The 12,465-nt window shown below is 46.9% G+C and carries 14 protein-coding genes and 1 riboswitch; of the genes, 10 read left to right on the forward strand and 4 right to left on the reverse strand.

Annotated elements, in window-relative coordinates:
• The first annotated feature begins 7 nt into the window (after nt 1-7).
• From radC to mutM, 5 genes are all read left to right on the forward strand, one after another.
• Nucleotides 8-682, forward strand: a complete 675-nt coding sequence (gene radC / locus WH43_RS17115) for a RadC family protein (RefSeq protein ID WP_053425792.1) — start codon at nt 8-10, stop codon at nt 680-682.
• A 166-nt stretch (nt 683-848) separates the two neighbouring features.
• Nucleotides 849-1,085, forward strand: a complete 237-nt coding sequence (gene rpmB / locus WH43_RS17120) for a 50S ribosomal protein L28 (protein ID WP_008899984.1) — start codon at nt 849-851, stop codon at nt 1,083-1,085.
• Nucleotides 1,086-1,096: 11 nt separating this feature from the next.
• Nucleotides 1,097-1,252, forward strand: coding sequence for a 50S ribosomal protein L33 (gene rpmG, locus WH43_RS17125; protein WP_008219722.1), 156 nt, complete (start codon nt 1,097-1,099; stop codon nt 1,250-1,252).
• A 330-nt stretch (nt 1,253-1,582) separates the two neighbouring features.
• Entirely contained in the window at nt 1,583-2,053 is a 471-nt protein-coding gene (locus WH43_RS17130; RefSeq protein ID WP_053425793.1) for a hypothetical protein, read from the forward strand.
• Nucleotides 2,054-2,060: 7 nt separating this feature from the next.
• Nucleotides 2,061-2,876, forward strand: a complete 816-nt coding sequence (mutM, locus tag WH43_RS17135) for a bifunctional DNA-formamidopyrimidine glycosylase/DNA-(apurinic or apyrimidinic site) lyase (RefSeq protein ID WP_053425794.1) — start codon at nt 2,061-2,063, stop codon at nt 2,874-2,876.
• Nucleotides 2,877-2,928: 52 nt separating this feature from the next.
• Here the strand turns inward: mutM and WH43_RS17140 are convergent, their stop codons facing one another.
• From WH43_RS17140 to WH43_RS17150, 3 genes are all read right to left on the reverse strand, one after another.
• Nucleotides 2,929-4,584 carry a BamA/TamA family outer membrane protein gene (locus WH43_RS17140; protein ID WP_286049960.1) on the reverse strand — a complete coding sequence of 552 codons (1,656 nt, stop codon included), beginning with the start codon at nt 4,582-4,584 and terminating at the stop codon, nt 2,929-2,931.
• 89 nt (nt 4,585-4,673) lie between these two features.
• A complete protein-coding gene (locus WH43_RS17145; protein WP_053425796.1) occupies nt 4,674-5,531 on the reverse strand; it encodes a mechanosensitive ion channel family protein in 858 nt (285 codons plus the stop codon).
• Nucleotides 5,528-6,343, reverse strand: a complete 816-nt coding sequence (locus WH43_RS17150) for a DUF432 domain-containing protein (protein ID WP_053425797.1) — start codon at nt 6,341-6,343, stop codon at nt 5,528-5,530. The genes WH43_RS17145 and WH43_RS17150 overlap by 4 nt, the downstream gene beginning before the upstream one ends.
• Nucleotides 6,344-6,628: 285 nt before the next feature.
• On the opposite strand from WH43_RS17150, the gene mgtE reads away from it, so the two are divergent.
• From mgtE to WH43_RS17175, 5 genes are all read left to right on the forward strand, one after another.
• The gene (gene mgtE / locus WH43_RS17155; protein ID WP_053425798.1) at nt 6,629-7,978 is read left to right on the forward strand and encodes a magnesium transporter; all 1,350 of its coding nucleotides are present in this window, start codon (nt 6,629-6,631) and stop codon (nt 7,976-7,978) included.
• Nucleotides 7,979-8,049: 71 nt separating this feature from the next.
• Nucleotides 8,050-8,149: riboswitch (TPP riboswitch) on the forward strand.
• 43 nt (nt 8,150-8,192) lie between these two features.
• Complete coding sequence (locus WH43_RS17160; protein WP_053425799.1) at nt 8,193-10,283, forward strand: TonB-dependent receptor; 2,091 nt, start codon at nt 8,193-8,195, stop codon at nt 10,281-10,283.
• Nucleotides 10,284-10,304: 21 nt separating this feature from the next.
• The gene (locus tag WH43_RS17165) at nt 10,305-10,553 is read left to right on the forward strand and encodes a YkoF family thiamine/hydroxymethylpyrimidine-binding protein (RefSeq protein ID WP_046520436.1); all 249 of its coding nucleotides are present in this window, start codon (nt 10,305-10,307) and stop codon (nt 10,551-10,553) included.
• Nucleotides 10,550-11,179: a nicotinamide riboside transporter PnuC gene (gene pnuC, locus WH43_RS17170; protein ID WP_053425800.1), complete on the forward strand. Its 630-nt coding sequence runs from the start codon at nt 10,550-10,552 to the stop codon at nt 11,177-11,179. Before WH43_RS17165 ends, pnuC begins: the two co-directional genes overlap by 4 nt.
• Nucleotides 11,131-12,027: a phosphotransferase gene (locus tag WH43_RS17175; protein WP_082335847.1), complete on the forward strand. Its 897-nt coding sequence runs from the start codon at nt 11,131-11,133 to the stop codon at nt 12,025-12,027. Before pnuC ends, WH43_RS17175 begins: the two co-directional genes overlap by 49 nt.
• A 4-nt stretch (nt 12,028-12,031) precedes the next feature.
• On the opposite strand, the gene WH43_RS17180 is transcribed toward WH43_RS17175, so the two are convergent.
• Complete coding sequence (locus tag WH43_RS17180) at nt 12,032-12,214, reverse strand: hypothetical protein (protein ID WP_053425802.1); 183 nt, start codon at nt 12,212-12,214, stop codon at nt 12,032-12,034.
• Nucleotides 12,215-12,465 lie beyond the last annotated feature (251 nt).

Raw genomic sequence — 12,465 nt, forward strand, 5'->3', positions numbered from 1 at the left:
GGCTAAGATGAGTATCAAAAGCTGGCCTGAAGGTGAAAGGCCAAGAGAAAAACTGCTGGCGCATGGTGCTGAGCATCTGTCGGACGGCGAATTGCTGGCTATTTTTTTACGTACTGGTGTGGCTGGTATGGATGCGGTGGAATTGTCCCGCACTTTATTGCATCAGTTTGGTGGCCTGCGGCCTTTATTGGCTGCCAGCCAGGCGGATTTTTGCAAAGGCCATGGTTTGGGCCAGGCTAAATATGTGCAATTACAAGCGGTTATGGAACTAAGCAGGCGCTATCTGGTGCAAAGCATGCAACGCGATACTGTCTTTACCGAACCCGCTTTGGTGAAGCGTTATCTGCAACAAAGTTTGGCGGCGCAAAAACGCGAAGTCTTTATGTTGTTGTATTTAGACAGTCAACACCGGCTGATTTGCGCTGAACCGTTATTTTTCGGCACTATTGATGCATCTCCTGTGTATCCGCGTATTGTAGTTCAGAGTGCTTTAGCGCATAATGCCGCCGCCGTTATTTTGGCTCACAATCATCCATCCGGAGTTGCAGAGCCGAGCCGTGCCGATCGGATGATAACGGAGCGCCTGACTCAAGCCATGTCTCTTGTCGACATTAAGTTGCTGGATCATTTTGTGGTAGGTGATGCAGAGGTTATTTCCTTTGCCGAACGCGGCTGGCTATAAAGGTCTGAAGTTTGGATGTGCAAACGATCGCCTGAACCATACAGATTTGCTTGAATTTGATCAGGCTTTCGTGTATAAATTGCGCCCTTTCAGAAATCCGGGGCATTCTTCTTGGCCAGAAGGATGAACGAAGCTCGAGCTGAAGTAATTTTGGAGAAACATTGACATGTCTAGAGTGTGCCAAATCACTGGTAAGGGTCCGATGGTAGGTAACCGTCGTTCACACGCCAACAACGCAACTAAGCGCCGTTTCCTGCCTAACCTGCAAACTCACCGTTTCTGGGTTGAAAGCGAAAACCGTTTTGTGACTTTACGTATTTCTACTCGTGGTATGCGTATTATCGACAAAAATGGCATCGATACTGTTTTAGCCGATCTGCGTGCTAAAGGTCAGAAGGTTTAGGGAATTAAATTATGCGCGATAAAATTCGTTTAGTTTCTTCTGCTGGTACTGGCTTCTTCTATACAACGACGAAGAACAAACGCACCATGCCAGAAAAAATGGAAATCAAAAAGTTCGATCCTAAAGTGCGTAAGCACGTGATTTTCAAAGAAGCGAAAATCAAGTAATTGAACTTAAAAAACCCGACGCAAGTCGGGTTTTGTTTTTAGATCTGTATAAATCGTTCCTGACGATTTTGTATTCGCCGCCATCCATGGCGCTCACCCTGTCGGGCCATCGTCGCTTGGCTCCAATGTTCACAAAATAGCAGGACAGCTATTTTGCACAGCGTAAGCTGCCGAAGGCGAACATCATGGACGATGTGAGTGAAAAAGGTTCCTGACCTTTTTGTGTTCTATTAGTATTCTGCATTTTTATATCTTCTTCGCTTTCTTCTGGTTGTTCCGGCTGTCTCTGGTTTACACTGCTGTTTTTCTTCTGTCTCGGTTTTTATCTTTATGATCCGTTTAAGTCAAAAAGGCTGGAATAACTTCATGATTTACACAGTGGTGATTTTAGTCGCCCTGTTTGTAGGTTTACCCGAATACTTAAAACAAGTGCGTAACGAACCTCAGCCACAACTTATTTCAGCAACTCAGACGTTGTTAGCTTTGCATTTCCCACAACATCAGATTGAGCGGGCCGGGCCCAATTGGCGTTCGCAGCCTGCTGCGCTGACGGAAGAGCAATTAACTGTTTTACTGCTGCATTGGCAACAGGCTGCTTTACCGGAAAAGTCGCCTCTTGATCCTATGAACCCAGTGCTTGTGACTGAAGTTTCCGTCTGGCTGACCGGTAAACCGGCGCAGCAACAATGGCAGTTGTATCGGGCGGGGGAGTTTTATTGGTTAAAAGCTGTAGATACGGATCTGTGGTACCGTTTGCCAGAAGGTCAGGCCGATTTATTATTTCCAGTCGTTTTACGTTGAGGGTGTTATGCCAGAATTACCAGAAGTTGAAGTATCCCGTTTAGGTATTAGCCCTCATTTACAGCAGCAACGTATCGAAAAAGTAGTAGTGCGGCAACGTCAGCTGCGCTGGCTGATACCAGATGAAGTATTACAGATTAGCCAGCAGCCCGTGCTTGATGTAACACGTCGCGCTAAATACCTGCTGATCCATTTACCTGACGGCGAATTGATTATCCATCTTGGCATGTCAGGCCATTTAAAAGTGGTGCCGCAGCATACTGCAGCTGGTAAACATGATCATGTCGATATCTATTTAAGCAATGACTTCATGCTGCGCTTAAACGACACCAGACGTTTTGGTGCCGTATTGTGGCAGCCAAAAGATACGCTACACACGCTGATGGCAAACTTAGGGCCTGAGCCTTTGTTAGGGGATTTCCATGCTGAGATGTTACTGGCTGCTTGCCAAAAACGCAGCAGCGCCATCAAACTGGTGTTAATGGATAATCATGTGGTGGTTGGGGTGGGGAACATCTATGCCAATGAAGCTTTGTTTCAGGCGGGTATTCATCCCAAAATGCCAGCGAATCAACTGACCGCAGAAAAAGCTGAACTACTGGTGCAGGTAGTGAAACAAATTTTGGCCAAAGCCATTACTCAGGGCGGCACGACTTTAAAAGACTTTAGTCAGACCGATGGCAAGCCGGGCTATTTTGCCCAACAGTTGTTGGTGTATGGTCGTGGCGGTGAGGAGTGTTTCAGTTGTCAGACTGAACTCAAAGAAATACGTTTAGGCCAGCGCAGTACTGTCTATTGCCCGGCCTGTCAGGGGGAATACTAAAGACTTTGTTTAGCCCCAATACTTGTGTATTGCCCATAATGAAAAGCGAGCACTAAAAACTCTGTTTGGCCAGTATGCGCCATTCGACACCAGATAAATCATCGTCACCACCAAAGGCTTTGGTCAGGTCGATATGGATCATGGTGCCACGGCTGCTGTGGCTTGACAGCAGTCGTATACCTGCCCCGACACCATATAAAGTTTGCTCGCCTGAGCTGCCCGGTAAATCCGGGTTGTCCCCCCAGGTGCGGCCCATGTCGGCAAAAGTGGCGTAACCCACATCAAAAATCTGCGCTATGGATAAGTTGCTGTAATAGCGGTATTCCATAGTGGCCAGCGCCAGACGTTCACCGGTTTGATAATACAAAGGGAAAGCCCGTAGGCCAGTGTCGCCGCCTAAACTCAGGCGCTCGTCACGAAACAAGTCATTGCCGTATTGGTACGTCAGCTGACCGACCAGACTATGCTGCGGGTCAAACTTATGAATTAACATCAGATGGGTTTTGAGTAAGCTTTGGCTGATGTCAGCCTGTTCCAACTGGCTGACTGAGGCTGAGGTCAGCAGATAGTTATCCACTGTCAGTTCTGTGGCTTTAGTCGCCGCAGCTGTGACTTGCCAGCCTTTATTGTCAGCTCCCAGCATAGGTGCCAGATAGGCGAGTTTCACATCAGCCTGCCAACCTAGGTTGATATCTTCAACTCTGTTGAACTGGTAGATATTAAACATCTGGCGATAATCTGATTCTACGTATTGCCAAGCCAGCCACCACTGGGATAAGTCACGTTTGACCGGGATGCCAAACAAGGTATCCGATGTTTGTTCAAATTGCACTTCATTGTGAGTAGCACCAACCAAAACACGTTGTACCCAGTTGTCAGCAGCTAACACCTTTAAACCACCCTGAAGATCAAAAAATCTTTTTTGTTTTTGAAATTCGTTGGCTTCATCGCCTAGCAGGTACTCGTTAATGTCCTGGCTATCCTGCTCCAACGTTAAGGCAAAAGACCAGGGAGCATTCAGACGATAAAAAGGTTTTTCGACCGCAACTAAATAGGATTCACCATCAGATTTATCAGCATAGCGGGTGTTTAATCCCCAGTGACTGCCAAACATATTGGGTGAACGGAAATTCAGTAAGTAACTGGTACGCTCGCTATCATGTTCATAATCCAGATTGATTTGATTACCCGAGCCAAACAGGTTGTCTTCAGCTAGCCCAAAGGTAGAACGACTTTCTCCACCCTCACGGCTGGCAGAAATTTTAGGGAGTAAAGACCAGTTGTCCCAGCTACTGATAGTCACGACGACTTGTTGATCCGGACATTGATGACTGACACGCACTTCCACTTTACGCAGATAGCGCCTTGTTCTTAATAAACGTTCGGTTTCTGCCAGACTATCGGCGTCCAGCACATCACCAGCCTTAAACAATACATCTTCTTTTAACGTGGCTTCTGTGGTGATCTTATGAGTTCGGTTGGCAAAGCGGTGAAACCAGTAAGTATTGGGCTGTTCTAAATCAAATACATCGTTACGGATAAAACGTACTTCGGCGATAGTTTGTCCCTGATAGGCACTAAAATCAGCTGTGTTCTCCACCGAAGAACACAAGTCTGAGGCCTGAGTTGGGCTACTTAGACTAAGCAATACTACTGTTACAGCTGCTGTCAGCGGCTTCAGTAAACTAAGGCTATACATCTTAGGCATTCTCAACACTACAACATCCATTCTTGTTGATTGAGTTTTATCATGACACAGTTTTTCGCAGAAGACAGGAAAAAGCCTGAGATCATCTTTTAATCCTTGTCTGCTGCGTTTTGGTTCCTGTTATTTTGTGCTGAACCTAACAAAGCTAAAGCACTGGGGCTCAGACTCAGCTCTCGCTGTGGAAAAGGCAAATCAATATTGTGTTTATCAAAGGCCAGTTTAATTTCTTCGAGTAAACAAGTGCGCAATTCTCTGTAGTTTTCTTTTTTGGTCCAGACGGAAAATTGCAAATCCAGTGATGACTCGGCAAAACTTAAAAACTGAAATACAGGAACAGGTTCATCCAGACTTAGAGGGTTTTGCTCTGCAACCTGAAGTAATACGTGCCGAACCTGACTGATATTTTCTTTATAGGCCACGCCAATTTTTAAATCCAGTCGGCGGATAGGAAAGCGGGTTAGGTTGGTGACTTCTGTTTTAATCAGGCTTTCATTGGGAATACGAACAAAAAGGTTATCGAAGGTCCGTAGTTTAATAGACAGCAAGTCAATCGACAGAATTTCCCCTGTGGTACCGCCCACCTGGATAGTATCGCCAATCTGAAAAGGCCGCTCGCCTATTAAGAATAAGCCACTAATAAGGTTGGATACTGAGGTTTGAGAGGCAAAGCCGATAGCCACAGACAACACCCCGGCAGCGCCCAATAACACGCCTAAATTAAAGCCTAACTGTTTTAAACCGCTGGCAATAAATAAGGCCAATACCAGCCAGTAGACTAAACGGCGACTTAAAGTGGCATGATGAGGACTAAAACGTTTTAAGCAGACTTTATAGGTCGTGCGGGCCAACAAACTTGCCGCTAAGAAGCCGACAATAAATAACATGCCTGCCTGCAGTAAAGAGAAAAACTTGTCGGAATCCAGATAGTTAATTACCAGATCAATCATAAAGAACCTCGGCTTGCTGCATGAGCAAATAAATCACTGAAAGCGCGGAACAGGCCATGTTTTTCCATATACAAACGCGGTTTGGCTAATCGTTCTGCACCATCTGAACCTGCCGGCATTTTTTTACTGATCTGCAATCGGCTCAGTTCAGCGTCGTCCTGATGATCCAGCAACACCTGATCTGTCCATAAACTGCCGTCAGCCAGACCATATAAGGATAAATAAGGCACAGGTAAACTGAGTTTTTCGATACTCATCATTTGGTTGGCGTTATTTTTCACGGTAACAGGAGTGACGGCTTTGTGGACCCGCCGGGGCAATTCTTCTTTACTATGCCTGGCCTGGGTTTTATCGGCGTAACAAAGTTCACCAATTTGGGTGTTGGGGCCAAACCAGGTGTCGGATAAACGCTGGCTTTGCACCTCCTGCAACATTAACTCTGGTTGCTGCAATTCAATACGAATACTGACAGGGCTGCTGATATAAAAGGTCACTTGCTCACCAGGCGGTATGTAAACTGGCTGATGTGTTTTTACCACTACAGGACGGTCTGCTAATACAGGTTTCAGGCAAAACTGCAGCGGCTCGTTTTCAAAGACAAAACGGCTGGCCAGACGATGCTGTGGCCATTGTGGCAGCAGTTCAGCTTCCAGCTCCTGATGTTCTGTCTGAGGCAGCAATTCAGTAGCCAGCCGCCATTCTCCGGTTTTTCGTTGCAAAAAAATCAGCAAAGGCCCCAGCTGAATTTTACAGCTTTGTTCGTTCAACAGCGTTTGAGGTTGCCACCAAAGCGCCTTATTTTCGGCAAACATGTTTGTGTCCTTGTGACGATCGGGTGCAGCTTAAAGAAAATCCTGCACTTCTGGCCGCTATTAAGTTGAGGTTAAGTGGTTACAGGAGTAAAATGATGCTCGTTTTTCGCTGTATCAGCAATAAGTTAAGCTGATATTCCTGTCCATTTGCAGAGGAGAGTTCCGTTTTTATGGACGTACCCAGTCACAGGCCTAGCCTGACATACAACTTAACCCTTTAGTTTTGCTGTAGACCGCTGGTTTGTCTGAACCTTGCGACTACGGCCCGTAGTTCGAGGTGAAAACATGGAACCCTTAGTTCTGATCCATACCTTACGTGCTGCTCTGGAGAGCGGCGACTTCTCTGTATTACCTGTGCGTTTGGCTGATACTCATGCTGCCGATTTAGCCGGTGCTTTGGTTGAGTTTTCCACAGCACATCAGTGGCAACTGTTAAGTTGTTTTCCATTAAGCACACAAGCAGACGTTTTCAGCTATTTACCTGAAGATCAACAAGTTGAACTGGCGCATACAGTACGTCGGCAAGACTTCACTCCGGTGATCCGCCAGATGTCGTCTGATGAAAGAGCCGACTTGTTTAACAAATTATCTGACGCGCAAAAACAAGCTTTGTTACCCGCTTTGGCCCAAGCTGAACGTGATGACATCCTTAGTCTGTCTTCATACTCTGAAGGCACCGCGGGTGCCATTATGAGTTCGGATTACGCTATGTTGTCGCCGGATTTAACTGTGACTCAAGCTATTGAGGTACTGCGTAACGAAGCACCGGACAAAGAAACCATTTATCTGTCTTATGTGGTGGATCAGGACCGCATTTTAATTGGTGCTCTGTCTTTGCGTGAGTTAATTCTGGCGCCCACTCATGCATTGGTCGATGACGTGATGAAACATGATCCTATCCATGTCAAAGTAGACACGGAGCAGGAAGAAGTGGCGTCATTGGTGGCCAAATACGACTTAATTGCTATTCCTGTGGTGAATGCGCAAGGACAGTTGGTCGGTATTGTCACACACGATGATGCGATGGACGTAGCAGCAGCTGAAGCCACCGAAGACTTTCACAAAACCGCGACTATCGGCAAGCTCGAAGGCAGTGTTAAAGATGCCAAAATTAGCCTGTTATACCGTAAACGTGTGGTCTGGCTGGTGGTGCTGGTGTTTGGCAATATTTTCTCTGGTGCAGGTTTAGCTGCATTTGAGCATATTATTTCTGAACATATAGCCTTGTTGTTTTTTCTGCCGTTACTGATAGCCAGCAGCGGGAATGCTGGGGCTCAGTCCGGCACTTTGATGGTGCGGGCTCTGGCTACAGGCGATATCAAATTACGCCATTGGGGCAAAATGCTCGGCAAAGAAGTGCTGGTGGCCGGTTTATTAGGTTTGACCATGGCACTTGCTGTCTACGCGCTGGGCTACTGGCGAGGCGGGCTGGATATAGCGCTGGTAGTCGCCGCCACTATGATGATAGTGGTCTTGGTGGGCAGCTTAGTGGGCTTGTCTTTACCCTTTTTACTCAGCCGTTTTGGCATGGACCCTGCGACCGCCAGCGGACCTTTGATCACCTCTATCGCCGACGTGGCTGGTGTCGTGATTTATTTCTCTATTGCGAGCTGGTATTTACCTGCTTTGCTTTAATTTGTATGCCAGATCTGCATAAAGGTGTAGATCTGGCAATTGCCTGTCTGAAAAAAAGCCGATACACTGCGCCGCGAACCAAGGGGTGCTTTTAGCTGAGACGCCGTCACACGCGAACCCTTCGAACCTGATCCGGATCATACCGGCGGAGGGATGGTACTTCTGTATTCCTTTTGCTTTGGTGATCCTACTTTTTGACTTGGAGTAGAATCATATGTCTCGAATTTCTTATTTATCCCTGGCCATTCTGGCCGCTTTGTCCACAACTGCTGGTGCTGAAGAAAACGCTGCGTCTGAACAGGCGGTAGAGCGTATTCTGGTGCAAGGCGATTTCCGGCAGCAGCAGTTGCAAAAGCTACCTGGCAGTATTCTGGTGTTGAGTCAGCAGGATATCAGTCGTCAGAACGCCCAGCATTTAGATGATTTGTTGCAACAATCCGCCAACGTAAACTTTTCAGCTGGCGCGTCCCGTGGCCGTTTTTTACAAATTCGCGGCATAGGCGAGCGCAGTGAGTTTGTCGACAGCATCAATCCTTCGGTGGGTGTGCTGATTGATGGCATTGATTATTCAGCTTTAGGTGTCAGCTCTTTGGCTGATGTGCAGCAAGTAGAAATATTCCGCGGGCCTGAAGCGACCCGCTTTGGTGCCAATGCCATGGCCGGTATGTTGAATTTGACCTCTAATGCGCCCAGCTTTGAAGGCGAAGGCCAGTTCAGTACTACTGTGGCCAACTACGATAGCTACCAACTCAGTGGTGCCTATAGCAATGCAATCAACCAGCAGTGGGCGTATCGTCTGGCTGCTGATCACCAGAGCTCAGATGGCTTTGTCGATAACAGCTTTTTAAATCGTGACGATACCAACAATATTGACGAAACTACTGCCCGTGCTGCGCTGCGTTATCTGGCGACGAGCGATCTGACATTGGATTTTATCGGCCATTACCGCGATATCAATAATGGCTACGATGTGTTTTCTTTAGACAGAAACCGCACCACCTTATCGGATAAACCTGGCCAGGATGAACAGCAAAGCCGTGCTTTGGCGATTAAAGCCGATTATCAGGGTTTAAGTTGGGCCAATGTCTATACGCAGTTGAGTGGCCTGACTGCCGATACCGATTATGGCTTTGACGAAGACTGGAGTTATGAAGGTATTCACCCAGATGGCTACGCGACGACAGACCGCTACTTAAGGCAGCGGGATCAGTGGAGTCTGGAGCAACGCTTTTTAGGTAAAGAGCAGGCAAATTGGGTCGCTGGCTGGTATGCTAGTGGTCAGCAAACGGATTTAGAACGCCAGTTCTGGAACTGGGATTTATGGCAGGCCGCGCAGTTTTTCAGTGATTTTAAACGCCAGAACCTGGCTTTGTTTGGGCAGTGGACCGGCGACTTAGGGGATGGCTGGAGTTTCACCTCTGGCGCCCGCGCGGAGCGGTATGAGGATGACTACAGTGATAGCAATGGCATCACCCAGCAAAACAATGAGCTGATGTGGGGGGGTAAACTGAGTTTGAGTTTAGCGCTGACCGATTCAACAAGTCTGTATTGGTTAGGTTCAAGAGGCTACAAAGCAGGTGGCGTTAATGGTGAAGCGCTGGGTAAAGCGCAGGGCAGTGGCGTGGATGAACTGGCAGATTATTTAAACAGCAAAGCTAATTTTTCACCTGAAACTTTATGGAACGTCGAGTTTGGTGTCAAAGGCAGTTCTGCCGATCAGACGATCGTCAGCCGTGTCGCTTTGTTTGCCATGTGGCGTGACGAGATGCAGGTCAATAGTTGGGTCACCCGTGATCAGTCCTTTATTGGTTTTATAGATAATGCCGCTTCGGGCAGAAATCATGGATTAGAGGCGGAAAGTCGCATTCAATTAGCTCAGAGCTGGACTTTATTTGCTAATGCAGCCTGGCTCGATAGTGAAATCCGTGGTTTTGTCACGGAAGAGGGCGTAGACAAGACTGGCCGCGATCAGGCCCATGCACCTAAGTATCAATACAGTGTCAGCAGTGAGTGGTTACTGACGTCAAACTTGAGTTTTAATCTGGGTCTGCAAAGTAAAGCCGCCTTTTATTACTCCGACAGTCATGATTCCCGCTCAGAGCAAATGCATTTAGTGAATTTACGTCTGCAGTATCAGTGGGATGAGGTGCAATTGGCGCTGTGGAGCCGCAATGCGCTGGATGAAGACTACGGCGTGCGGGGCTTTTATTTTGGTAATGACCCGCGGGATGGCTACGAGCCTCATACCTATGAACAACTGGGTGAACCACGCCGTATAGGTGTGACCGCCAGCTACCAGTTTTAATCAGCAGTGAAGGAATTAATGATGAAATTATCTATAGAAATCAGTAAGTACCCACTCACCAGTGATTACATTGAGCCTATCAAAGGTTTTATTGAGCTTTTAAACACCAACCCGAATGTGCTGGTGATCACCAATACACTCAGCACTCAAGTCTTTGGGGATTACGACGAAGTGATGGCGTTGTTGCAGCAAGGCATTCGCTGGTCGTTTGAAACCTATGGCAAAGTCGTGTTTGTAGTGAAGTTTCTGCATGGCGATTTACGGCCATGACAGAGGCTTGGTGGCAGCTGTTTAGCGGCTGGCAAACTCTGACTCAGCTTGAGCTGGCGGCGACTTTGTTGGCGCTGGCTTACGTACTTTTAGCAATGAAACAGAGTTTATGGTGCTGGCCAGCAGCATTGCTCAGCACTTTGTTGTACACCCATATTATGTGGCATTCGGCGTTGTTATCTGATGCGCTGCTGCAGCTGTATTATGCTGGTATGGCTTTGTATGGGTGGTACAGCTGGCGCCAACAAAAGCAGCTATTACCTGCAGGGCAGTCGGGCGTGACCGAATGGTCCGCCAGTACTCATCTGAATTTAATTGGTGGCACAGCGATAGCAGGACTTGTACTGGGTTATCTGATGGACCAATACACTCATGCTGATTTTGCTTACATAGATGCACAAACTACAGCTTTTAGTGTGATGACTACTTATCTGGTGGCACGCAAAGTGGTATCGAACTGGCTGTATTGGGTGGTGATAGACGCGGTCTGTATTTATGTCTATATACAAAAACATCTGTATTTTACAACGGCACTTTTTGTACTCTATACCATTATTGCCCTGATCGGATTTTTTGTATGGCGCAGCAGCTATCAGCAACAACAGCAGCAGACTCTTCCTCTGTGATCTGGCATTTATGTCAACAACTGGAGTTTTTTGCTGATCACAAACCGCTGCTGTTAAAACAACTGACACAAGGCAAAAGAACCAGTTCCTACCAGGTGCAAACGGACAGAGGTCACTACGTAGTGCGCCATTATGGCCCTTCTGTATTAGGAGTGTGCCGGCAGCAGGAATTACGTTGCCAGCATGCCGCCGCCGCCGTGGGATTGGCGCCTGCGCCTTTGTGTCTGAATAATCATCAGCGCATGCTGATCACTGAGTTTTTACCTGATGCTTTGCTACCTTCGGCTGCCCACATTCGACAGAACCTGCCGGAACTAGCCCAAAAACTGGCGACTTTGCATCAGTTGCCAGTGCAAACTGCAGTACTGGACCCCTGGTTATATTTACAACAACTGAAAAAACAGTTGGAGCCGCACTGGACAGCACAAGCAGAAAAAATCTGGTTGCCTTTGATCACGGCTGCCCGTGATCTGCAGTATTTCCAGGCTGATATAGGTTTGTGCCATATGGATTTGCACGTACAGAATATGTTGTTGTGGCAGAACAAGTTATGGCTGATTGATTTTGAGTATTGCCAACTGGCGGATGTGGTGTTTGATTTAGTGGCATTGATAGTTCAGTTTGAGTTATCTGAGGCTGAACAACAGCTGTTGCTTGACAATTATAGGGCATCGAGGAGGGACAGCTGCAGCACACAATTAGTAGAGAAATTAGCCTTGGCTAAAGTAGTGTATGCAGGCTTTTGCTGGTTATGGTATTGGCAGGAAGAGCTGGACAATCAAGATCCGAGATACAAACAAGCCGCAGCAGACTGTTACCAGCTATTACTGCGGCTTGTTCAAAGCTAAGTTACTAAAGTCCGCCTAATCGCTCAGCCAGAATTTTGTAGCGCTTTACATCTTCCTCGTCAAACAGAGGTTTGCCTTGTTCATCTTTGCCGTTAGCAACCAGCAGATTTTCGCGTGCCAGACGTTCAACACGGATCTCCTGAATACCTAAAAAGGCGGCGACCTGTGCAACATTGAGTATTGCCATAATAAGTTTCCTGCAGTAAGTACTTCAATTAAGTTAAGCTGATATTTTTATTTTTGTGAATAAAGTTCAACAAGCTCAGATGTTTTACTTACTTTTTTTATAAGTGACAACTGAAGAGTTGATGAATTTTATGTTTTTTTGTTTTTTTATGTTGGTTACATTCTGTTCTCATCACCCAAAGCTATGTTTAACCAAATTGATTTGACACTATGGTGTTGGTCTTTTATTTGCTCCGCTGGTCTCATTGCTGT

The organism is Rheinheimera sp. KL1 (assembly GCF_001275035.1).
GTDB classification, from domain to species: domain Bacteria; phylum Pseudomonadota; class Gammaproteobacteria; order Enterobacterales; family Alteromonadaceae; genus Pararheinheimera; species Pararheinheimera tangshanensis.

What these genes read in the sequence shown, in the direction of transcription:
- WH43_RS17175 (WP_082335847.1), top strand. Translation starts at nt 11,131, where the DNA reads ATGGCGCAGCAGCTATCAGCAACAACAGCAGCAGACTCTTCCTCTGTG.
- radC (WP_053425792.1), top strand. Translation starts at nt 8, where the DNA reads ATGAGTATCAAAAGCTGGCCTGAAGGTGAAAGGCCAAGAGAAAAACTG.
- WH43_RS17145 (WP_053425796.1), bottom strand. Translation starts at nt 5,531, where the DNA reads ATGATTGATCTGGTAATTAACTATCTGGATTCCGACAAGTTTTTCTCT.
- rpmG (WP_008219722.1), top strand. Translation starts at nt 1,097, where the DNA reads ATGCGCGATAAAATTCGTTTAGTTTCTTCTGCTGGTACTGGCTTCTTC.
- rpmB (WP_008899984.1), top strand. Translation starts at nt 849, where the DNA reads ATGTCTAGAGTGTGCCAAATCACTGGTAAGGGTCCGATGGTAGGTAAC.
- WH43_RS17180 (WP_053425802.1), bottom strand. Translation starts at nt 12,214, where the DNA reads ATGGCAATACTCAATGTTGCACAGGTCGCCGCCTTTTTAGGTATTCAG.
- WH43_RS17140 (WP_286049960.1), bottom strand. Translation starts at nt 4,584, where the DNA reads ATGCCTAAGATGTATAGCCTTAGTTTACTGAAGCCGCTGACAGCAGCT.
- mgtE (WP_053425798.1), top strand. Translation starts at nt 6,629, where the DNA reads ATGGAACCCTTAGTTCTGATCCATACCTTACGTGCTGCTCTGGAGAGC.
- WH43_RS17130 (WP_053425793.1), top strand. Translation starts at nt 1,583, where the DNA reads ATGATCCGTTTAAGTCAAAAAGGCTGGAATAACTTCATGATTTACACA.
- WH43_RS17165 (WP_046520436.1), top strand. Translation starts at nt 10,305, where the DNA reads ATGAAATTATCTATAGAAATCAGTAAGTACCCACTCACCAGTGATTAC.
- mutM (WP_053425794.1), top strand. Translation starts at nt 2,061, where the DNA reads ATGCCAGAATTACCAGAAGTTGAAGTATCCCGTTTAGGTATTAGCCCT.
- pnuC (WP_053425800.1), top strand. Translation starts at nt 10,550, where the DNA reads ATGACAGAGGCTTGGTGGCAGCTGTTTAGCGGCTGGCAAACTCTGACT.
- WH43_RS17160 (WP_053425799.1), top strand. Translation starts at nt 8,193, where the DNA reads ATGTCTCGAATTTCTTATTTATCCCTGGCCATTCTGGCCGCTTTGTCC.
- WH43_RS17150 (WP_053425797.1), bottom strand. Translation starts at nt 6,343, where the DNA reads ATGTTTGCCGAAAATAAGGCGCTTTGGTGGCAACCTCAAACGCTGTTG.